Origin of the sequence: Pelagimonas phthalicica (assembly GCF_004364805.1) — a bacterium.
Taxonomy (GTDB): domain Bacteria; phylum Pseudomonadota; class Alphaproteobacteria; order Rhodobacterales; family Rhodobacteraceae; genus Pelagimonas; species Pelagimonas phthalicica.
Window position 1 is genome coordinate 1,579,798 of sequence record NZ_SOAP01000002.1, and the last position, 20,449, is coordinate 1,600,246.

19 protein-coding genes and 1 pseudogene are annotated in these 20,449 nt (G+C 55.9%); 8 read left to right on the forward strand and 12 right to left on the reverse strand.

The features are described 5' to 3' along the window. Positions 1 to 363 precede the first annotated feature (363 nt). The 5 genes from CLV87_RS23945 to CLV87_RS17795 all read left to right on the forward strand — a co-directional run bounded on the left by CLV87_RS23945 (position 364) and on the right by CLV87_RS17795 (position 4,107). Positions 364 to 522: a hypothetical protein gene (locus tag CLV87_RS23945; RefSeq protein ID WP_166652785.1), complete on the forward strand. Its 159-nt coding sequence runs from the start codon at positions 364 to 366 to the stop codon at positions 520 to 522. Between the two features lie 215 nt (positions 523 to 737). Next, complete coding sequence (locus CLV87_RS17780; protein ID WP_176556043.1) at positions 738 to 1,157, forward strand: TIR domain-containing protein; 420 nt, start codon at positions 738 to 740, stop codon at positions 1,155 to 1,157. A 19-nt stretch (positions 1,158 to 1,176) separates the two neighbouring features. Further along, positions 1,177 to 2,466, forward strand: coding sequence for a tetratricopeptide repeat-containing protein (locus CLV87_RS17785; RefSeq protein ID WP_133840835.1), 1,290 nt, complete (start codon positions 1,177 to 1,179; stop codon positions 2,464 to 2,466). Between the two features lie 54 nt (positions 2,467 to 2,520). After that, positions 2,521 to 3,681, forward strand: a complete 1,161-nt coding sequence (locus tag CLV87_RS17790; RefSeq protein WP_099247571.1) for a patatin-like phospholipase family protein — start codon at positions 2,521 to 2,523, stop codon at positions 3,679 to 3,681. A gap of 57 nt (positions 3,682 to 3,738) precedes the next feature. After that, positions 3,739 to 4,107, forward strand: a complete 369-nt coding sequence (locus CLV87_RS17795) for a hypothetical protein (protein WP_208293352.1) — start codon at positions 3,739 to 3,741, stop codon at positions 4,105 to 4,107. A gap of 143 nt (positions 4,108 to 4,250) precedes the next feature. On the opposite strand, the gene CLV87_RS24375 is transcribed toward CLV87_RS17795, so the two are convergent. The 8 genes and pseudogenes from CLV87_RS24375 to CLV87_RS17835 all read right to left on the reverse strand — a co-directional run bounded on the left by CLV87_RS24375 (position 4,251) and on the right by CLV87_RS17835 (position 14,684). Beyond that, on the reverse strand, positions 4,251 to 4,457 hold the full coding sequence (locus tag CLV87_RS24375) for an integrase core domain-containing protein (protein WP_370739648.1): 207 nt from the start codon (positions 4,455 to 4,457) through the stop codon (positions 4,251 to 4,253). 405 nt (positions 4,458 to 4,862) lie between these two features. After that, positions 4,863 to 5,072 (reverse strand): hypothetical protein, encoded by a 210-nt coding sequence (locus CLV87_RS24070; protein WP_208293353.1) that lies wholly within the window; start codon positions 5,070 to 5,072, stop codon positions 4,863 to 4,865. A 170-nt stretch (positions 5,073 to 5,242) separates the two neighbouring features. Further along, positions 5,243 to 5,383 (reverse strand): DUF1153 domain-containing protein, encoded by a 141-nt coding sequence (locus CLV87_RS24200; protein ID WP_235871971.1) that lies wholly within the window; start codon positions 5,381 to 5,383, stop codon positions 5,243 to 5,245. Between the two features lie 222 nt (positions 5,384 to 5,605). Further along, a pseudogene (locus CLV87_RS17815) lies at positions 5,606 to 6,329 on the reverse strand (IS5 family transposase). Between the two features lie 241 nt (positions 6,330 to 6,570). Beyond that, positions 6,571 to 10,050 (reverse strand): hypothetical protein, encoded by a 3,480-nt coding sequence (locus tag CLV87_RS17820; RefSeq protein ID WP_133840837.1) that lies wholly within the window; start codon positions 10,048 to 10,050, stop codon positions 6,571 to 6,573. A 65-nt stretch (positions 10,051 to 10,115) separates the two neighbouring features. Further along, positions 10,116 to 12,665 carry a DUF4062 domain-containing protein gene (locus CLV87_RS17825; protein WP_099247579.1) on the reverse strand — a complete coding sequence of 850 codons (2,550 nt, stop codon included), beginning with the start codon at positions 12,663 to 12,665 and terminating at the stop codon, positions 10,116 to 10,118. A gap of 1,213 nt (positions 12,666 to 13,878) precedes the next feature. Next, positions 13,879 to 14,415 (reverse strand): hypothetical protein, encoded by a 537-nt coding sequence (locus CLV87_RS17830; RefSeq protein ID WP_099247581.1) that lies wholly within the window; start codon positions 14,413 to 14,415, stop codon positions 13,879 to 13,881. Between the two features lie 29 nt (positions 14,416 to 14,444). Further along, on the reverse strand, positions 14,445 to 14,684 hold the full coding sequence (locus CLV87_RS17835) for a hypothetical protein (RefSeq protein ID WP_099247583.1): 240 nt from the start codon (positions 14,682 to 14,684) through the stop codon (positions 14,445 to 14,447). 141 nt (positions 14,685 to 14,825) lie between these two features. On the opposite strand from CLV87_RS17835, the gene CLV87_RS17840 reads away from it, so the two are divergent. From CLV87_RS17840 to CLV87_RS17850, 3 genes are all read left to right on the forward strand, one after another. Continuing rightward, positions 14,826 to 15,014: a helix-turn-helix domain-containing protein gene (locus CLV87_RS17840; RefSeq protein WP_166652792.1), complete on the forward strand. Its 189-nt coding sequence runs from the start codon at positions 14,826 to 14,828 to the stop codon at positions 15,012 to 15,014. A gap of 279 nt (positions 15,015 to 15,293) precedes the next feature. Further along, positions 15,294 to 15,599, forward strand: coding sequence for an Arm DNA-binding domain-containing protein (locus tag CLV87_RS17845; protein WP_099247587.1), 306 nt, complete (start codon positions 15,294 to 15,296; stop codon positions 15,597 to 15,599). Beyond that, positions 15,596 to 16,171, forward strand: a complete 576-nt coding sequence (locus CLV87_RS17850; RefSeq protein WP_099247589.1) for a tyrosine-type recombinase/integrase — start codon at positions 15,596 to 15,598, stop codon at positions 16,169 to 16,171. Before CLV87_RS17845 ends, CLV87_RS17850 begins: the two co-directional genes overlap by 4 nt. A gap of 339 nt (positions 16,172 to 16,510) precedes the next feature. Here the strand turns inward: CLV87_RS17850 and CLV87_RS17860 are convergent, their stop codons facing one another. The 4 genes from CLV87_RS17860 to CLV87_RS17875 form a co-directional block, all read right to left on the reverse strand. After that, a complete protein-coding gene (locus CLV87_RS17860) occupies positions 16,511 to 16,744 on the reverse strand; it encodes a WD40 repeat domain-containing protein (protein ID WP_099247591.1) in 234 nt (77 codons plus the stop codon). A 131-nt stretch (positions 16,745 to 16,875) separates the two neighbouring features. Continuing rightward, positions 16,876 to 17,556, reverse strand: coding sequence for a hypothetical protein (locus tag CLV87_RS17865; protein ID WP_099247593.1), 681 nt, complete (start codon positions 17,554 to 17,556; stop codon positions 16,876 to 16,878). Positions 17,557 to 17,591: 35 nt separating this feature from the next. Continuing rightward, positions 17,592 to 18,563, reverse strand: a complete 972-nt coding sequence (locus CLV87_RS17870; protein ID WP_099247595.1) for a toll/interleukin-1 receptor domain-containing protein — start codon at positions 18,561 to 18,563, stop codon at positions 17,592 to 17,594. A 17-nt stretch (positions 18,564 to 18,580) separates the two neighbouring features. Further along, positions 18,581 to 20,341 carry a TIR domain-containing protein gene (locus CLV87_RS17875; protein WP_133840838.1) on the reverse strand — a complete coding sequence of 587 codons (1,761 nt, stop codon included), beginning with the start codon at positions 20,339 to 20,341 and terminating at the stop codon, positions 18,581 to 18,583. Between the last annotated feature and the right edge of the window lie 108 nt (positions 20,342 to 20,449).

Here is a 20,449-nt window from a genome sequence, read left to right on the forward strand (position 1 = left end):
GGAAGCTCCTCGAACGAAGAGCTGCAGCGCCGAGCACTGGAGTGAAAGAATAGCGCGAGGCGCGCTTTCAGCGGAACCGTATCCAAGTTCGCGTAATTGGCCTTGATGGGCAAATTACAGCGCTTGCTTGGAGCGGCCCTCTCGAAGGTGCCATGAATGAAGATTCACTTCCCCCCGTTCAGTTCCCACATAACACCTAAAAAAGTTCGAGGTCGGACTTTGGTTTCCGGAAAACTAGCCAATCTTTTGTTCACAGGGTGCTCAGGAAAGCCAAAATCGCCCTCCAACATCGTTGTCTTGTCGGGTGCCAAGTGGTGGCACCCAAAGGTTGATGGCTGACGGCCTTCAAAAAAGGAGATGGCGATGAGTGAGCTCTTAGATGCGGCAAAATTCTACGTTTCGGGCACAGCAAGCAATCCCAGTCAAGCCCCATCAGTGACGCTCGATATCGAACGTTATCAGCATTTTCTCGAAGCACCTGTGCTTTCGGATAGGGCAACTGGTTTGCCTGGCACACGCTGAGGCAATCCAAAAGCCCGGCCCAACTGCCAAGTTGCAAATGCTTCTCTGCGCGCCTGGCGTTTCTAGAAACCCGACTAGCAGACCAGGTTATCAACCGAAAATCACTTGACTTGAAAACCCTGTTTCCCAGTTTTCCGAACTTAAGATATAAGCAGACAAAGAAAGCGGCTCATGGCCTCTGCCGCTATACTGGCAACCAGTCTCAAGGAGTAATCGTGCGCTATCGAATTTTCATCAGTCATGCTTGGGCGTATCGAGAAACATACTGGTCAATCCGAGCAATGCTCGACAAAGCTACGGCCACCTATTCTGATTTTGACTACGTGGACTACAGTATCCCCGATCACAACCCTATACTAAGTACCAAGGGGGCTCTGCTGACTGGTCCTCGCCTTCTCGCTAAGGCTATTCAGACAAGGATCGACCAAAGTTCAGTTGTTCTGGTTCCGGCCCGGATGTTCGTCAATCATAGCGATTGGGTTTTGAAGGAAATCGATTATGCGATTGCGAAGCGTTACCGCGTGATTGCCCTTCGCTCAAGATCTACTTTGCGCGTGCCGACGGGGCTCATTCAGAGAGTTGGCAGTTCAATCGACGCGAATTACCGATCACTCTACGCGGCGATTACTTCGTAGAAAAGCATAGAAAATGGGCTTGCCAGGTGAACGCCTCAATGCTGGTCAGGTGGAGTTAAGTATGACCAAAAAGTGCTTTGTTGTCATGGGTTTCAACCAGAAAACAGATCCGATTACTGCGCGGGTTTTGGATCTTGATAAGACATACAAGGGCATAATCAAGCCCGCGGCCGAAGCGGCAGGATTTGAATGTGTTCGCGCTGACGAAATACAGCATTCTGGCGTAATCGATGTGCCAATGTACCAATTCTTGCAGGATGCAGATTTGGTTATCGCAGACTTGTCAACGTTGAATCCTAACGCATTTTTCGAGCTTGGTGTCCGCTATGCATTAAAGCGGCGAAAGACCATCGTTATTGCAGAAAACGGCTTCGCGAATCCATTTGATACAAACCACATTGTAGTTCGCCGCTACCAACATGATGGGTTAGTTTTGGACTTTGAGGTTGTCGAAAGTTTCAGAGCAGAGTTGACGGAGTTAATAAAGGCAGTAGATGAGGCCGATCAAGACGACAGCCCTGTTTTCCAGTTTCTTGGAAATGTTGAGGATGTGGACTTCAATAAGGATTCGGTTTCTGAAGCAGTGGATGAAGCTGCCTACTTCCCTCTTATCGAACAAGCAAAGTCTCTACGGTCTCAAGGAAAGTTCGCAGAAATGTCTGCAGTCCTTGAAGCAATTCGTATCTCCCAAGGCGAAGATGTGGACCCTTATATCCTACAGCAATTAGCACTTGCACACTACAAGTCTGAACATCCGAACAAGCGCGCCGCGTTAGAAAAGGCAAAAGACGTACTGGCAGACCTGAAACCTGAACAATCGCTAGATGCGGAGACAATTGGGCTGTGGGGCGCAGTTCACAAACGCCTTGCTGGCTTAGATAGCCTAGATGAAAACGAACGAACGAATGCGCTTGATGTCGCGATTGACGCACTCTATCGAGGTTTTTACCTGCTAAATGATTACTACAACGGGATAAATGCAGCGTTCCTCTTAGACCTTCGTGCAAGTCGTTTTAACGTGGACGCACACGAAGCTGTTGCCGATCGCGTACAGGCTCGACGACTTCGGGTTAGAGTGAAGGAAATCACCGATAAGCTCCTCAGCGAACAGGTTGCGGGAGAAAGTGAGCTGAACCGTGTGCAAAATAGATATTGGATCGAAGCGACCAAGGTCGAAGCTATGTTTGGTTTGGGCGAAGAAGCTGAAGCTTCGGCTTTGCTCGGCAGACTTAGATCTTACGACGGGATAGAGAGCTGGATGATTGATACAACGGTAAATCAGTTGGAGAAATTGGGCGAATTACTCTGAAGGTCTCAACCAGCTTAGGGTTTCTTGGAATATTGATTTAATGGGGGTGAAGCATTGACCTATAAAATCCTGACTAGAGATGAACACTTCCAAAAGCCGGGGGGCAAACGCATCTTGACACTAGATGGCGGTGGCCTTCGAGGCATCGTGACCCTAGGATATCTTAAACGCGTCGAAGAAATTCTTCGCGCCAGAGTTGGTAACAACGACAATTTCCGACTTGCGCACTACTTCGATTTAATCGCTGGGACATCGACGGGAGCAATCATCGCTGCTGGATTAGCAAGAGGAATGACAGTCGGCGAAATCACCGACATCTACATGAAGCTCGGTCGCGAGGTTTTCTATAAGAGCATGTGGCGACACGGTGTTTTGCGGGCTCGCTATAGCCACAAAAAACTCACCTCTCATCTCAAAGCAGTTCTTGGTGAAGAGACTACTTTGGGAAGCGAAGAGCTTCAAACCGGGCTTCTGGTTGTGACAAAGCGTATGGACACAGGCAGCACTTGGGCTCTCGGTAACAATCCCAAAGGCGCATACTATGAAGCACAGCCAGAAGACCAATGGGGATCGAACAAGAACTATCCTTTGTGGAGGGTTGTTCGCGCCTCCACTGCGGCACCAAGTTTCTTCAAGCCGGAGCAAATCAGAATTAGCGAAGCCATCGGGCCAGAACAGGTTGTCGGCGAGTTTGTCGATGGTGGCGTAAGCCCTTTCAACAATCCGACACTGCAAGCCTTTATGTATGCGACGCTGAGTGGTTACAGGGTCAACTGGCAAGCGGGAGCGGATCGTATGCTGGTCGTGTCGATCGGAACGGGAAGGGGCGATCCAAGCAAAGAGCCTACATGGATTTCCGCAAAGGGCGCTGTGCAGTCGTTGCTTTCACTGATGGACGATGCCGGGGCACTCGTAGAGACGATGGCGCAATGGCTATCAACGGGTGAAACTCATCGAAAGATTGATCGCGAACTCGGAGACCTAGCCAGCGACAATATTGGTGGCGCACCGCAATTTAGGTATGCTCGGTTTGATTTGCAGCTATTGCGCGAGCAGGTCGACAAACTCAAACCCGGGATCTCCATCGAGCTCTTGGAAAACCTGACGGTAATGGATGAACCCAAGAACATGTCAATCCTCTACGAATTGGCTACCCTAGACGCGCAAAACAAGGTGTTGGATCAGCTCTTTCCTGAGGCTTTCGATCTCACCTAGTTTCAGCTTGCAAAGGAACGAAATATGCCGACCCTAAAGCGATACCGTAGGCGTGAGATGACGACCGTCATAGCGGTTCAAATCGCTTTGGATACGGAAGGCTTTTCTTACAAGAAATGGGGCGATGTTCAGGTTGCACGAGCCGGAGACTGGCTCGTCAACAACAACGGCAACGCATATACGATTGACCGTGAAATTTTCGAGAAGACTTATAGTCAAGTTAGCGACGGGGTCTATGAGAAGACCGGGCTTGTTTGGGCCGAGAGAGCTCAAAAAGCAGGAAAGGTCCGCTCAACCTCGGGATTTACCAACTATCATGCCGGCGACTTTGTTGTTTTTAATGACGAAGACAGGACCGATGGATGGGCAATGAGGGAAGAAGAGTTCAAAAGACTCTACGAACTTAACGAAGACAGCGACGTCTAGAAAACAGGTGTACTATGAAGAGCAAGGAATTTGTTTGACCTGCCAAGTTCGCAGCGCTTGCCTATTACCCAGGTACAGATCAAAGTGGTGCAAGCGCGATTGATCATGAGTTAGGCGTACTGACCCAGCGTAATCTGCTCAGGTTAAGCTGCAAATTTGAATGCCTCGACGGGCGTGCGCATTGCAAGGGCCTGATGAGGGCGGCGGTTGTTATAGAACTGTATCCATGCACCAATTGCGCGGCTGGCATGTGCAAGGCCCAAAAATCGCTGTCGAAGCACACATTGCTCTTTCAGCGACCGGATCAATCGTTCCATCGTGTCGTTCTGCTGTGGGCAGTGTGGGTTTATGAACTCCTGCTAGAGGCCAAAACTTTTGATCAAAGCCGTGTACTTGCGAGATATACAAACCAGCCCTTTGTCACTTCGCAGAAGAAAGGGCATCTCTACTTTGCCCAGCGTACTAAAGCGCGCGATGAGAGCATGCTCAAAGGCGAATGCAGCAGTAATCGCCTTTCCGGATCGAGACAGGTGCCATCCAAGCAGTTCGAGGCGGTGGCAGTCCACAACCAAGGCAACCGTACACCAGCCGTCCTTGCCACCCCACACGCGTGCAAGGTCAGTGGCCCAACGTTCATTAGGTTCCTGCGCGACAGATGGTAGGGCTTGGATGCGGGGACGAGCACCCGTCGGGCGTTTCCGAACCTGCCAGTCCTTCAACTGAAAGACCCGCTGCACCGTATTTTTATTGCCCCCCTAAAGGTAAGTGACGATACGGTAGCCAAACGAAGGGTTTTCCTCAATCACCGCTTTGATGGGATCGACAAACGTGCTGTTCAGTTTTGGGGCAGCCTTGCTTGGCTTGAAGTACACAGTCCGCCGGGGCACGCCGAACCAGGCACAGAGTTTGCTGATCGAGATCACGTCTCCATCCGGCCGCAGGCCCTCATGAAGCGTCCGGATCATCGATCGTCCTCCCGCACCATGAGGGCCTGCAACTTTTTTCGCGCTCTGAGCTCCAACATGGCCTCCCCATAAGCCTCTTGCAGGCCCTTGAGCTGCTTCTCATATTCTTGACGGACATCCAGTGGGTTCGCCTTCAGGGCGTTCTCCATTCCTCGCTTTACGTCCTCGTCTCAAGTTTCGATCTCTGACGGGGCCAGGTCATAGGTCCGGCTGGCTTCGGTAAAGGTTGTCTCGCCTTGAATTATCTCAACAACCAACGCTGACTTCCGCTTGGCTGTCCATCTTTTGACTGCTGTCATCGTATCACTCATGACTACATTTTACTCCTTGTAGCACGAGCAGAATTTCACGGGGTCGATACATAGGTTTAAAACGTCAGACTTGATCTGACGGACACCTCAGCTTGCAATGCTGAGAACGTGTTGTGCGTTTTGATCGTCTTACGGTACTGTCCATCTGGTCGATGTCGGTGCCCGCGCTTTGCGCATAATTGACGTGCCTTGCTATAGAAATCATAGATTTAGGTTCAGTACTCATAGCCAATAGATGACAAGGGCCGCGAGGGCGATTGCGGAGAGGAAGACTTGGGGGCACCGGTCGTATCTGGTCGCCACACGCCGCCAATCCTTGAGCCTACCGAACGTTATTTCGATGCGGTTGCGCAATTTGTAACGGCGCTTGACGCATTTGACCGTTGCCTTGCGTTGCCGCCGCCCCGAAATACAGGCGCGTATCCCCTTGTCTTTCAAAGCCTCTCTGAACCAGTCTGCATCATAGCCGCGATCCCCGAGCAGCCATTCGACATTCGGCAGGTTGCTGAGAAGTGCCCTTGCTCCAATGTAGTCGCTGACTTGTCCGGCAGGCACGAAAAAGCTGATCTGTCGCCCCAGGCTGTTGCAGACAGCATGTAGTTTCGTGTACATGCCACCCTTGGTGCGCCCAATCAGGCGACCGCGCCCCCTTTTTTTACGCCCAAACTGGACGCCGTGCGGTGTGCCTTGAGATAGGTGGCGTAGATCATGACTGTCTTTTCTTCACCATGCTCGGCAGCCAAACCGACCATCATCTGGGCAAAGATGCCTTCGTTGCTCCACCGTTTCCAACGGTTATATAGTGTCTTGTGCGGGCCATATTCCTTGGGCGCACCCGCCACCGCAAGCCATTTCGATTGATGAAGACAATACCACTCAAGACGCGCCTGTCATCAACGCGGCGCTTGCCGTGGGACTTCGGGAGGAAGGGCTCTAGACGCGCCATCTGCTCGTCGCTTAGCTAGAAAAGATCCGACATGTTCACCACTTGTTTTGCAGCCGTGAATCACGCAGCAGACCGAAAATCAATGGGTCCTGAGCCTAGTTCGTCTTGTCTTGTGTAGCTTTCCAGCTTTTCCTCAAGCGTTGCTTTGACATCGCTCGTCCGTGCATAGCTCTCTAGCTTCGCGTTAGTCAGTTCGTTGTACAGCGCCCCGTTTGCGTCTTGGGCCATCTTCTTCGCTCCCCTAAAGCGGCGGGCAGCCAAGAGGGCTGGGTATCCCATGGGCGGCGTGGACGGAAAGCGCCTCTTCGATCAGGTTCAGCCGATGCAGAGCCTCTACCCGCTGGGTCAGGTTGGAGGGTGCGAACTTATTGTCCTCGGGCTCGCACACGGCTGCGACCTCAAGCACGCCGGACCACAGGTCCGCGTCTTCCGGCAGGCTCTGCCCCGATGACAAGTCGAGCAGGGCGCTGGCTTTCTCGCCGCACAGGGTTTCGCTGCGGGACCTCGTCAACTCTGACAGGGCGCTGCGCAGCCCCCACGCCTCTTTATCGAAGAAATCGAGGATTTGGCTCGGAGGTGATGCGTGAGGGAAGTTCCAATGCTCGTGCCGCCGCTCGTTGACGAAGGGCTTGGTGGCCTCGTGCATCTCGATCAGCTTTTCAATGGGGAAGTTTACCCCTAATGTACCGTCGAGGGCCAACCGGAACATCCGCTGCAGAACGGTGAACTGCTGCATGTGGTTCAGCACCTGCCCGGCCTCTACGTCCACTTTGACGTAGAGCTCGACCATGGCGCGCAGGTCGTCGCCCCAGACAGGGAAGACCCAGGGGTCTAGGTCATCGGGCAGGTCGCCCTCGCCTTCATGTAGGCTGACGGGCACAGCCTGCACGATAAAGTCCATCGGCCAAAGCGGGTCGCCTCGATGCGCATCCAGCCGTAGGAAGCGCAGCTCTGCGTCAAGAGTGTAGGGCTGTTCTCGAACGCCACTGTCGACGGAGTAGGCCATAGAGTTGTTCAAGAGTATAATGTTGCTCCTGCAACTGGCTGCCACATCCGAATTGCGAGCCATGCATGACAGCAACTCTTGGGCGCCAGAAAAATTGAGCCCCGCCTTCGCGTAGTCTTCAACCGGGAAACAAGTCCCAGTCGCGCCACAGCTTTGGACGTAAGCCTGCACGTCCTGCAAGTAGTCCCCGATCGAAGCCGCGGTGAACTGACCAGACGGCGCGACTTCCAGCGCCCGTCCGAAGCGCGTGACCGCATCGCGGGCGGCGATCATCGCTTCGGCCTGGGCGTGCAGGCCGCCATACATGTTGTCATCCACGAAGCGGTCGATCTCAATCGCGGCGCACGCGAAGGTGGTGTCTTCAAACGCTGGGTGTACTACCACGGGCCGGGTGGGGACCTCAACCTGGTGGCCGCCGTCGCTTTCCTGCTGGATCTGCGGCAGGGTCGCCGCCACGACCCGCCCATCTGCGGCGTAGGCCAAGGCGTGGTGGGCGATGGCTGGGTGGAAGGCCCCTATGTAAATGGGCGAGCCCACCTCCGGCACAAGCATTATCTCGATCACCTCACCGCGCAGGGTCCGCCGGAATTCGGCTCGGAATTCGACAATTGACAGCTCGATCTCGGAGGCAAAGGGATTGCGCCCGATAACCACCCCGCCGACGCGGCGGTTGAAGCGGATACTGGAGTAAGAGCGCGCGTTGACGCCGCCCCCGCCCCGTGCAGAGGTGTTGGTAGGGAACGTCCTCGCATAGGTGCTGGTGACCGGCGTGCCGCGTATCGGGCTTGGAGCCGAACGATGCAGCGAGCCAGCATCCACGCGGCCGGTGTTAACCCGGTCGATATGGCTGGAAACGTTATGTGGCATCTTGTTGCTCGCGTCCCGGACCACGCGCCTGTCCCGATCCGAAATGATCCCCGGCATGGCGTCCACCCGCGCGGCAGCGGTGTAGCCGCTGGGGATGCTTCCGGAGCGCACCGCGTTCCGCGCCACATCAACTGTTGCCCGGTCGACCCATAACTGCATCGCCCCAGGCGCTGGCAGGCGGTCACCGGGGAAAACGGCCTTGAAGAACTGCTTCGAAACTAGGTCACGCGACGCCGGGCGCACCGCAGCGGCGCGCATTTTACGCCAGGTCGGTTCATGCGCGCGCATTCGCTCGATCCGCCGGTCAATGCTTTGCTGCAGCATGCCTTCGAATTGCGCGGCGGCTTTGGGAACCGAGGGCGTGCTGGCCCGGAAGGTCGCCGTGACAGCGGCGGACATGACAGCCCGAGTTGGTGCCACCCTGGCCGAGCTGCGCAGGATCTCTTGCCGCGCGCCGACGGCGCCGAGTTCAAAGCGCTGCCGGTGCGTGATGGTGCGGGTGGCAGCGCCCAGATGCCCGGCTTGAATTGCCAGGGCCACGCTTTCTCGCATCGCATTGGCCAACTGAATCTCTGTGTCGGCGTCCGAGGCGAGTTCCACTTCGTCGTCGACGCTGTCATCCGCGGCACCAGCCATGGTTTTGGCGAACTCTGCGTCCGACAATCTGCCCGCCATCGTCAGCTCGATGTTGCGCAGCTGCGCCACCGCGTTGGGCCCGTTCACCTTTGCGCTGACACCGACAAGGCCCGTGATCAACACGACGATCACCGCAACCCGCGCTAGCTTGCCCAGAAAGCCGGCGCCGCGCACGGCTTTCTCGCTCGACAAAAGTGCAGTGACCCATTCGCGGAACAGTTCTGGTTCGGACCGCACCTGGCTTGTGGCGAGCGAATTGTAGCGCTCTAACTCTGCTTCGGCCATGAGGTCGCGCAGGCGCTGTGTCTGGACCGACTTGCTAGCGGTTACGTCTCGAATGTCCCGCTCTGCCGCGTCGACAGAGACGTCGCGCTCACCTGTCAGCGTCACAACCTTGAACCGCATCTCGCGCTTCAACTCACGCAGGCGCCGGCCAATCCCTTCCTTCATCTCTTCGTGCAGACCGGCCAGCTCTGCCTGCCGTTCGGGGGGCGCGTCCTCTGAAAGTACGGGCTCGGCGACGATGAACTGCTCGAGGTCACGCAGACTGCCGCGCGCACCTTGGTCCGCCCCCATGGACAGCACCGGTAGGTCAAGCGTGGCGTCTAGTGCGGTCTGGTTGGCGCTGACAAGGGCCTCAACGTCCTTGTCAAAGGCAGCGAGCTTCTCTGGGTGCCGCTCGGCCACCCGAGCCCGAACCGCATCTGGTTTCAGATCGCGCAATTCGCAGACCACCGCCTGGTGCTGCGCCTCAATGGCGCTGGACCACTTTGTTTTGGTGCTGCGGAAGCTCAGAAACAGCCAAAGCGCCGCCAGGAAGCCAAGCAGGAAGACCCAGGTCCCCAAGGTGAAGGCGCGGGCATGTTCCAAGACCTCTTCGATCCCTGCGCGCAAGCTTACCAGTGTGCTTAGGCCGTCATCAGAGTCGGGAACATTCGGCACCAAGATGTTCAGTGTCACCCAGGTTGCTATGACAACAGCGCCCGCAAGAACTACGCAGCCCGAAATGTGGCGCAGCGCCGCGTTCAGCGCCAAGCGACTGGCGTATTTGGGGTAATCTGCGGCCTCTGCCTGTCGCAGCACATTCAGGATTCGCTTTTCGAAGACAAAACGCGTCAGAAGCCAAAGCCCAACACTTATGCAGATCATCACAACAATATGGCTATCAATGCTAAATGACATCTCTAAACCCAAACGAAAAAAACGACTCAAAGGATAGGAGAACTCTACTATAATTGGAGTTTGAGTCAAAATCACTCGCCTCAGGCCGAGGGGCTTCAATTGCTCCCTGAACTCGCCACCAAGATTTTTTCATTCAGTTCCCGTGCCCTGGCCGCTGACCCAACCCCGTCACGCGAGCGCTCTAGATATTCGAGCGCCAGCTGGTCGGCCTCTGGAAACCGGGCCGTCGCGATTTCGATCTCAATCAGCCGCTCTATGGCCAGGCCTTCCAGCCGCAAGAGCCCCATCTGCCGGGCAAGACCTTTCGCGTCTTGCGCGCTGCGGCGCGCCTGCTTGAAGGAATTGAACTCCATGCAAGCGGTGCTACGCCGCTCGAGCGCGACGATCAGCGCCGAAGCATTACCTGTTTGCCGGCAGAGGCCCTCGGCCCTTTCAAAAAAACGCGCAGCATCGCGCCAAGCAGCGAATGTCAAGGAGATCTGCCCCAAGAGTTGCCAGAGCTGGGCAGCGACTTCTGGCGCGGATCGCCGTGCCCAGAGCGGGATTGCTTTTTGCACGCGCTTCAGATCGGTTGTTTCGATCTCCAATAGATCCTCTGCGATGGCGGTCAACACAAAGAGCGCGGCAGAGGTGTCTTCTGGTTTAGGGTACTGGGTGCTCCAATCTATGGCACTTGCGGTCCGGCTCAACGCTTCTGTGTCCTTGTTCAGCAGGGCCAGGGTTAGCTCTGCCATGGGACGCGTTGCATCCGCCGTCGCGGCGCGCTGCAGCAAGGCGGCCCCTACGGTATTTTCCGACACCCGAAGGCACATGAGACCTAGCGGCAAGGCTTGCTGAGGCATGAATTGGGCATGGGAGGTCTCCCAAATGATCAACGTCTGTTGTTGAAGGTCTGCGGGCAAGGTCTCAAGCCAGCCTTCTAAGAAGACCTCGCCCTGGTCGAGGATCAACCCCACCATCTGGTTGTCCTGCAGGCAATGTGCCAGCGCCTTTGCACTGCCTGTTCTCAAGGCAAAACGCGGCGTTTCAAGCGCCTGCTGCTCCGGCAGTGCGGTTTGCAGCCAAGCAGTAAAAGCGGCTTCGGCTCGGATGCGTAGCTCGGGCGAGGTCTCGGCTAGGTGGCTGGTGTAGTCCTTGGCCCCATCCGAGCCAATATCAACGCGCCCGTTTTGATCGCTGATAGCAGCGCCAAATGCCTGTCGGAATGAGGTCCACAAATGCGACGGTAACAGATCTGCCTCTGGCTGGTCCACCGACAGTGCCGCAATCGCGCGGCAGTCTAGCTCTGAGAGTCCGCGCAGGCTGTAACTCATCGCCAGCAACATCGGCTCGATTGAGGGAGCCCAGGCGGCGGGCAGCACGGATTTGAAACTGGCCATGATGTCGCCCAGCACCGCGTGGTGCGAGGGTAGAGCGACCAAGCTTTCAAGCCGTTCGCTCAGCGTCTCCATCGATCCAAAGCGGCGCAGTTCGTCCAAGACAATTCGGGTGAGGCGGATATCCGGTAACCACGGCGCGCAGGCCAGTAGATTGACCTGTGAGGTCTCCAGGCGTTTGCCAAAGCCTGCCAGATACGCCGCGCTGAACGCGAGGATCTCATCCCGGTTTGGGCTGCGGGCATTGACAATTCGCCACCCCGCGCTTTGCGCCTCTTGAAGCAACCTTGCGTTGCGCGTCACGACGAGGCGGGTCTCGTGAATCTTGGGAACGCCCGCAATAGCGGCAAGGCTTGCGTGGGCCTCAGTGCGGAAACCGGCCTCAAAGTGATCATAGACCGTGCGGGACCAGGCCGATCGTGGCCTGCCTCTGGCAAAAAGCGTGCGAAGCCACCGGATTATTCGGTGCCAAAGCCCGGTCTGGAGCGGGAGGACAGGCACCTTGTTGGCCTCAAGAGACAGGCGGCGCCCATCCAGGACGCGCTGCGCCCCGGCTTGGCGCGCCCACACCTGCGCGATCCATGACAGACCGCAACCCTCTGGCCCTGTCAGAATCAGCGACGCCCCGGGTTTGGAGGCCGTATTTAACGTCTGCAGCACCTGGCACCTTGGGAGGGCGGCGGAGCACGCCAGCCCTTGCGGTTGGGCAGTTCCCTCGGATAGCTGCGTTGCCATTGCCTCGAAGGCAAGCTCGGCAAACTCTTCGAGTGAGTGGTAAGGGATCACGCGCAGGTTCGGGTGCGAAAGCATCCAGTCCTTGAACAGCCCCATCTCTTCCACCGCGTGGCCGAGCTCTTCTGACAATGCGAGATCCCTCAACAAGACCGGAAAAGTGCGCGCTTGCCCCTGCGCCAGCTTGGCAGCCGCAGCGATCTCTAGTCCGGTCAGACCGAACTCGTGAGGCAAATCGCACGGAAGCAGCGCCTGGTAGGCCGCAACGGCCGCCGGTTCGGGCTGCCATCCGCAGCGATGGCCGACAATGCCCAGAAAGTAGGGAAAACAATCGGCAACCCCGTTCAGGCACACGCCCACCGCGCCGCCATCTTGGGCCATAGTCTGGGTCACGCCCCAGCGCAAATCCCGCTCGCGGATCGGTGCTGCGGGGGTCTCAAACCTGCTGCGCAGGTTCGGGAATACCCGCCGCGCCAACAAATCCCTTTCGTGTTGCATGTCGTGGAAGGTCGACGAGATGAAGATGGTGCGGGTCATCGCAAGTGACTAAACTGCTTCCTAGAGATAGGCCGCCCGGCCGAAGACCTTCGCGGGAACAGGTATCTTAGTGCGGTTCTTCGATCATTGAGCGACATAATGGAGATATCGTTACTTTGTTCCCACTTGCGCTGTGGAGTTGCAATTCGTGCAATCGTTTCGCCAATTCTCTATTTTTGCCCGCGCATCGTCAAGGTTCATTTAGTAGAGCGTGTTCAAGCATTCGGTCTTTGGTAGCAAGTGCACCAACTGTTTAACAGATCCCTAGAACAAGAATTGAAGTGGCCCCACAGTCTCTGAAATTCTTGGCGATGAGTTGCACGCACGCTTCCGACTTGGAGACCGCAGTATGCAAAAAATGGTAGCCATCCGCTTTATTTCGCCGTTGCAGCTTGTGGTATTCGCTAGCCCAGATTACTTAATGTAGAACGGAACGCCTAAACACCCGGAGATACTTTGAAAAAAGAGTGTATCCAGTATCGATTTCAATCATCAAGAAATGTTGCCCCATTGACATTTGTGAATGAAGAAATAAACTATGACGTATTCCGATTGGTGGCATCTGACGGTAAACACCCTGCCGGCTTCGGTGAAATTGGCAGTGCAAGGGCAAAGTTTGTTTCTGACCCTCAAGGAATACTGCAATGACGCCTTAAATACAGGGCTGCTCCAGTCTATGCTTGAGCCTCGCATGGGCGAAACTCCCCGAATCTATTTTTGTTTTCCGAGAGAATACCTGACCTTTCGCAATCGTAGGAACTGATGTTTAGGCCGAAAGGCGATGGGATCAGTCGAAAGCTCCAGTACTAGTTGGTCGAATTGCTGGAAGTTAATGAAACCCGTAAGCACGATATACGAGCTGCAATCAAAAAGTTCTATGACGTCCGATCAGAATTCATTCATGACGTAATCGACGCAAGGCTCAAACGCAATTTGGAGAATCGCCCAAGCGCGTTCATCAGCGGCGTCAATCTAACTCAGCTAGCGCTATTTAAGTTGCCACGAAGCAATACCGGAGCCCGCGACTATTTCTGCGCAGCTAGGTGGTCATCCATTTCGGCGTGTCAGCCTGACCTGCAACGTCTATCAGTTATTCCTTGGCAGCGAACGGCAGAAAAAAGGCTGCGACTGCAGAAACCGGGGAGGTAGCTGGAGGGCAGGTATGGGCCGTTCTTGGCGCAGTCCTTTGATACGGAGGCCCATAGCCGTTTCTCTACTCGACACAAGTAAATTGGGTGCCCTCTTCCCTTGCTGAAATGTAGTGCGATGATATTTCTGCTGCCGACACGGCTTTTCGCTTGGCGACAAGAGTGGCCAGTTCGCCATTTCCGCGCACCGGGTGCGCAACTACTTTCCCCTGCAAGCGGCCTTTGACGACCGGTGTGACCCCTGGGTTAAAGTTGATCTCAGCAAGCGCTGTCATTGCCGAGTGGTCATTCCGATCAAGCCCGTCTTCGATCCGGGTCACGTAGACCACGACAAAATCCAGACTGTTGCTTGCAAACAAGTCAGTTGCCAGAGTTTGGCCCAATTCCAGCGCTTTAGATGGGTCTGGGTTTTCGGTTGCGACAAACACTCTCATCCTGCGATGCGTTCGTGAGTGGATCGGCTCTTTTGCGAAAACAGTACAGGTGATGGTTTCGGCCATTGTGGGACTAGGGGCAACCGTCCTTGCAAGCATCATGAAGGAGCTGAAAACCACGCGTTTAGAAAACAGGCTGGCGCGTTTCATATTATTCTGACCGTCCATCTCCCGCCCCTGTCCTCTATCTCGAAGGACTAGCGGAAGGCGTTACAAACCAGATCGAAGCCGGGCGAAAAGACCCAAAGCTGAACGCTGGAAACGGTGTCGCACTTCCACCCTCGCAACCGCACCAACTGGCTGAGCTCATTGGCGATTTGTTGCGCCTTCGCCTCTCCCCAATCATCCTTATAGATTGCTCCGCGCTCCAAGGGAGCCGCCTCAACTGCGAAGGCGAACAAAGTTGCGACGCCAATAGCGGCAAATTTCTTGATCATGTGGAGATCCCTTTTCAATCAATCCACATTACACGCACGAATGTATGTTAAAACCGGTCGATTTAAAACAGGTAAAACCGCAATTCTTGCGACGTGAAGACAACAGTCAAAAGCCCCCTGCGAGACATCCTTGCGCGCAATATGAGATTGCTGCGTGCCGAGCGGGGCTGGTCGCAGGAGTTTCTTGCTGCCGAAGCGGGTGTAAACAGAACTTATCTGAGCGCGGTCGAACGTTCCGAGCAGAACATTTCTCTGGACAACATCTACAAGATTGCTGTGGCGCTCGACGTGCCAGCCTGGACGCTTCTGCAGGAGGCGAAAACCACCTAGTGTGGATTTAAATATGGATAGAAAACCACCAAACGACGCAACGCATCTGTTATTACTAGAGTTTTCGGATTTTAATGGTGCGGACCTACTGATTACAAATCAGCTAAACCAATCTTCTTGTGGTTTCCCCCTCATTCACCTTACATCGTAAGATCTTCTGGTATAAAGACCTTCCTCAAACTAGCTTCTTTGGGTATCGTCGAATTTCATCAAGCGTGCTCGCCTGATGCTCGCCCAATTAGTTTCAGCGAGCAAACAAAACGCGGTAAATGGTGGCCAATGAATAAAATCAAATTGTCGCGTCGAACAATCGACGCGCTCTCTATCAAAGACTCAAAATACTATGCATGGGACACCAGCATGGTAGGATTTGGCGTCAAGGTCCTGCCTTCAGGGCGAAAAACATTTGTTTTCAAATACCGCACCGCCGGTGGTCGCGCTGGAAGGTCGCACGAGCCGGTCATCGGCCAAGACGGCAATCTGTCACCTGATCAGGCCAGGAAGATAGCAAAAACCTGGGCTGCCCAGATAACGATGGGAAAAGATCCCTCCGCTGAACGTCGCGCCTCGCAAACCCAACCTTGAAAGAGCTTTTCGAGCGCTATCTCTCAGACCACGCTGAAAAGCACAAAAAAGCACGGAGCGTATATGAAGATCGCAACCTAATCGCTGCGCTCTTGGAACCAACTTTCGGGCGGACAAAGGTCAAAGACATTTCAAGAGGTGACATCGCGAAATGGCACGCCAAACTATCCAAAACCCCGTACCGAGCCAATCGGGCACTCGCTTGCTTGTCCAAAGCTTTGAGCCTCACTGAAATCAGGGGGCTTCGTGAAACGGGCACTAACCCATGTCCAGGCGTCACAAAATTCAAGGAAGAGAAACGCAAACGCTTTCTTTCCACGGACGAATATGCCTCGCTATTCCAAACCTTGGATGCGGCGGTGTCCGGCGACCTTGTAACGCCGAAAGGTTCCCTTCTTTCGCCAGTGGCCTGTGCTGCTATTCGGCTCTTGGTACAATCCGGTGCGCGGAAATCCGAAATCTTGGGGCTCGAATGGGACTGGATCAATCAACATGGTGGTTTCGCCGAGTTGCCCGACAGCAAGACCGGCGCGCGCCGTCTCTACTTTGACGATGGCGCATTGGCGGTGTAGAAGACGGCAGCACAATTCCGCGTCGGGGCCTTTGTCTTTCCCGGGGCCAAGCCGGAAAAACCGCCAATAGACGTCAAAAAGACCTGGGATGTCATTCGTAAAGCAGCTGATATTGCTGATGTTCGGTTACACGACTTGCGTCATAGCTATGCAAGCGTCGGCATGTCGCTGCCACAAGTCGGAGAGTTGCTGGGACACAGTTCGACGCCGACGACCGCCTGATTCGCACATCTGGCAGATGAGGTGCAGCATCGGTCTGCCGCAGTGATCGGAGCTCAACTCGCGGCACACAAGCCGAAACCCATTTAGCCAGCACCAAACGCCAAATTGCCCCTTAGGCTACAGATCGGGAGCTAAACACACCAAGTCACCGTTGCTCATACCAACCACAAGGCCAAATTCGGACCAATCAAGTGAGAGGACAGCGCTGCCAAAACTGCGGAGAAAGATCTCACAACCGCTTTCAACATTCCGCAGCCGCAGCGTCATGTCATTGCTGCCAGAGACCGCGCGGCGGCCATCGGGGCTAAACGCCGCGCTGGTTACCCAGATCTTATGCCCGGACAGTCGCATGGTTTCGGCTCCGACCCTTTGGAATGCCCCCCCATCGCCTTGGCAGCTGTATTGCTCTCTGCGCTTGGGTCATCAGGGTCTCAGGCGCGTTTTGCTGAGGGACCGTGCCGTCAATGACCCAGGCCGATTGATCAGGCCGTTCCGACAAAATCGGCAGCGCGATGCACCCATCTAAGCCCGGGATCGGCATGCTGGGAGTCAAAGCCGCGATACAGCTCATGCGCGCCGACAGCCCCGAGCTTGGCCGAGAGCCAGGGCAGATCCTGCGACAGCGCGTCCGCCTCGGCCTGCCTGCCCGCTTGCCGCATGTGCCACAACTGCTGCGTCCAAAGGTAAGTTTCATCGCTAGTCAGGTCTTGCCAGTGGCCGCTGTCTGGCTTGTTTCCATCCAGGATGCTCTGAAGTGCCGCTTTCTGCGTCTCGACCTGTAGTTTGTTCTGCAGATACCACAGGACATTGTCGCGAAGCGCTACGGGTGCGCCAAACTCAAAAGGTTGCAGCCAACACCCCATCTCGAGATCCATGATACACTCTTCCGTGGTGAAGCTATCAACGCCCCAAGCCCGCGCAAGAACTGTGATGGGCATGGCGGTATCTTCGGCCAGGGCAGCGAAGGTGTTGAGCCGCTGTTGATGTTTCGGGCTCAGCTCTTCATAGCTCAGGTCCAGAGCGGCGGTGAGGGTTAGATCCCAGTCATCAGGTTGCTCTAGCGTGCCCTGAACCAAGGCCGCGTCGAGATCGCTCAGCGCTTGCAGCAGGCTTCGCCCACGCCGAAAGCAACGAACAAGACCCCGGTTACAGATTGCAAGCAACTGGGCCCAACGCCAATAGCGTTCTGCAAAGGCTTTCAGCTGAACGACGTCGTCCGGTGTCCAGGCAAATCACGCGACAATAGCTCAAGCGCTTCGCCCTCCGACATCGCCTCAACATCAAGGTAATCGGTGTCCGGGCCTGCAATTTCCTTGTTCCGCGTGGTGACCAAAAGGGCTGCGTTTTCAGTGGCGGTGACAAAGGGGCGCAGTTGCGCTTCGCGCCAAACATCGTCCACGATGATCAACACATCCCGGTGATCCAGCAGGTTCTTGAGCTCTTGTGCGGCTTGGTCTTCATCCGTGGTGCCAAGCCGCGCGCCGCTGATCTTGCGAATGATCTCTTCGATTTGTGTTAGAACAGTGTGTGACTGGCGGCCAATGGCGACCCAAAACACGCCATCCAGAAAGGCATCCCTGATGTCGGGATCTTGCGCCACATAGGCCGCCAGGGTGGTTTTGCCAAACCCACCACGCCCCGCCAGAACCGAAGACAAGGCCACCGGCCCGCCATCATCCGCAAGCAAAGCGGTTTTTGCCTCACTCAGTTTTCCCGGTCTCGGGACCATCGCAGCAAGGGCAAGGCCATCATCCCAAACCGCGCTTAACCGTCGGCGCGGCGCTTGCACGATGGCAAGGAAAACCGCCTCGCGGTGCGGATCGTCCAGCCGGTAGACCTCTTCGCGGCGCAACCAGCGTGGCAGCGTGCTGCGCGATATCTCTTCGCCGAGGACGGGAATGATCGTCGCACCATAGCGACGCGCCGCGCGCCATTCACGGCGGATATACTCCGAGGCCAGGGCGGCGCAGGTCACGATAACGACCAGAACATCGCTTTTCTTGAGCGCGGTTTCGATCTGCGGCCAAACCGTTTCGTCTGAGCCAATCTCGCGCAGGTCTTGCCAACCGCTGAAGCCGTGGGACGACAGCCAGGTCAGAAAACGTGTGGCAGCGTCGGAGCCATCGCTGCGCGCGTAGGAGATAAAGGCGCGTTGATCTTCTGAAGTCATGTCACACACCAGGCCACTCAAGACCGGTCAGACGAATAGACAACATTCCAAAGCCGCAGCGTCTTGTCATCGCTGCCAGAGACCACACGGCGACCATCAGGGCTAAACGCCACGCCGTTCACCGAATCTGTATGCCCGGACATCGCTGCAATTTCTGCCCCACTCTCCACATCCCACAGCCGCAGCGTGGTGTCCCCGCTACCAGAGACCACGCGGCGGCCATCGGGGCTAAACGCGACGCTCCTCACCCAATCCTTATGCCCGGACAGCACGACAGGTTCTGCCCCGCTTTCCACATCCCACAACCGCAGCGTCTTGTCATCGCTGCCAGAGACCACGCGGCGGCCATCGGGGCTAAACGCGACGCTGTTCACCCACCCCTCATGCCCAGGCAACACGGCGATCTCCGCCCCGCTCTCCACATCCCATAGCCGCAGCGTGTTGTCATAGCTGCTAGAGACCAGGCGGAGGCCATCGGGGCTAAACGCGACGCTGGTCACCAAGCTCTCATGCCCGGACAGCACGGCGATCTCTGCCCCACTTTCCACATCCCACAGCCGCAGCGTCTTGTCCCCGCCGCCAGAGGCCACACGGCGGCCATCGGGGCTAAACGCGACGCCGTACACAAAGCTTTCATGCCCGGACAGCGCGGCAATCTCAGCCCGGCTCTCCACATCCCACAACCCCAGCGTCTTGTCCCGGCCGCCAGAGATCACAAGGCGGCCATCTGGGCTAAACGCGACGCTGAACACCCAGGTCTCATGCTCGGTCAGCACAGCAATTTCTGCCCCGTTCTCCACATCCCAAAGCCGCAGCGTCTTGTCCCCGCTGCTAGAGACCACGCGGCGGCCATCGGGGCTGAACGCGACGCTGGTCACCCAGCCCTCATGCCCGGACAGCACGGCAGCCTGGCTTAGATTGATAATGCTCAATTGTGGTTTGGGGTCTGCTAAGCCAAATTCCCGGTATCCCCAAACCGTTGCCGCGCTCCCTACAAGGCCCAGAAGGCTCATGAAAGCAAGGCGTCTGTTCAGGTTCTCTTTGGGCTCTTCGGCCTCGGAGGCAGACACGCGTTCCTTAGTCACGATCGCGCTGACACTAGGTGAAGCGTTGGGCGGAGACTGAACTGCGTTGCGGTTCTGCACCATTTTCTGAAACAGAGCGCGACCTTCCTCATCTGCTGTGCGCTTACTCAACTCCTCTTCACGCGCCCCTTGCCGCATTCGTTCCTGCGCCACCTCTTGTTTGGCCGCGACTTCTTGTTTTGCCAGAGTGTCTTCGATGTCACGGGCGGTCTGTTTGAGCACGCGTAAGGTCGCCTCATGACGAACAGCGCTGCGTTCATGCAGCAAGTCTGTCCAATCGACCAATTGCAGCGCCTTTACCTCTTGTAACCGCTGGCTTTGCTGCTGGTTAAGGCGGTGATGGTTCACCGGACGCAACTCCGCCGGATAGACCTTGATCAAACCTTTGCCAAATTCTGGACGCGTGCAAAACGTCTCAAACTCTTTCCAGCATTCGTCAGAGCTCAGCCAGCCCCGCGACAGCAAGATGATCAGGATCTGCGCGCGCTCAATCGCTTCATATAGCGCAGGTCGCCATGCATCACCCGTATCGATATCCTCAATATCTCGCCACAACTCAAAGACAGAGGACCCCATTTCAGCATGAACCTGTCTCTCCAAGCCTTCGATGACCGACAGAACAGCCTCGCGGTCGGCGGGTGCGCGCACATCTACCCGTGCGTAGGACAAGACGGCAGTAAAGCGTTCAGTCAAAAGGGCTTGCTCCGGAAAACTCAAGGGGAGGATATTGATTTTGCTGCGGCCCTCAACCTTTAGTTAACTTTGCTGATCCCAAATCCTTAGGAAGTTGCCTCACCGCGC

What these genes read in the sequence shown, in the direction of transcription:
- CLV87_RS23945 (WP_166652785.1), top strand. Translation starts at nt 364, where the DNA reads ATGAGTGAGCTCTTAGATGCGGCAAAATTCTACGTTTCGGGCACAGCA.
- CLV87_RS17795 (WP_208293352.1), top strand. Translation starts at nt 3,739, where the DNA reads ATGACGACCGTCATAGCGGTTCAAATCGCTTTGGATACGGAAGGCTTT.
- CLV87_RS17845 (WP_099247587.1), top strand. Translation starts at nt 15,294, where the DNA reads ATGAATAAAATCAAATTGTCGCGTCGAACAATCGACGCGCTCTCTATC.
- CLV87_RS17835 (WP_099247583.1), bottom strand. Translation starts at nt 14,684, where the DNA reads ATGATCAAGAAATTTGCCGCTATTGGCGTCGCAACTTTGTTCGCCTTC.
- CLV87_RS17825 (WP_099247579.1), bottom strand. Translation starts at nt 12,665, where the DNA reads ATGACCCGCACCATCTTCATCTCGTCGACCTTCCACGACATGCAACAC.
- CLV87_RS24070 (WP_208293353.1), bottom strand. Translation starts at nt 5,072, where the DNA reads ATGATCCGGACGCTTCATGAGGGCCTGCGGCCGGATGGAGACGTGATC.
- CLV87_RS24200 (WP_235871971.1), bottom strand. Translation starts at nt 5,383, where the DNA reads ATGAGTGATACGATGACAGCAGTCAAAAGATGGACAGCCAAGCGGAAG.
- CLV87_RS17830 (WP_099247581.1), bottom strand. Translation starts at nt 14,415, where the DNA reads ATGGACGGTCAGAATAATATGAAACGCGCCAGCCTGTTTTCTAAACGC.
- CLV87_RS17860 (WP_099247591.1), bottom strand. Translation starts at nt 16,744, where the DNA reads ATGCGACTGTCCGGGCATAAGATCTGGGTAACCAGCGCGGCGTTTAGC.
- CLV87_RS17870 (WP_099247595.1), bottom strand. Translation starts at nt 18,563, where the DNA reads ATGACTTCAGAAGATCAACGCGCCTTTATCTCCTACGCGCGCAGCGAT.
- CLV87_RS17840 (WP_166652792.1), top strand. Translation starts at nt 14,826, where the DNA reads ATGAGATTGCTGCGTGCCGAGCGGGGCTGGTCGCAGGAGTTTCTTGCT.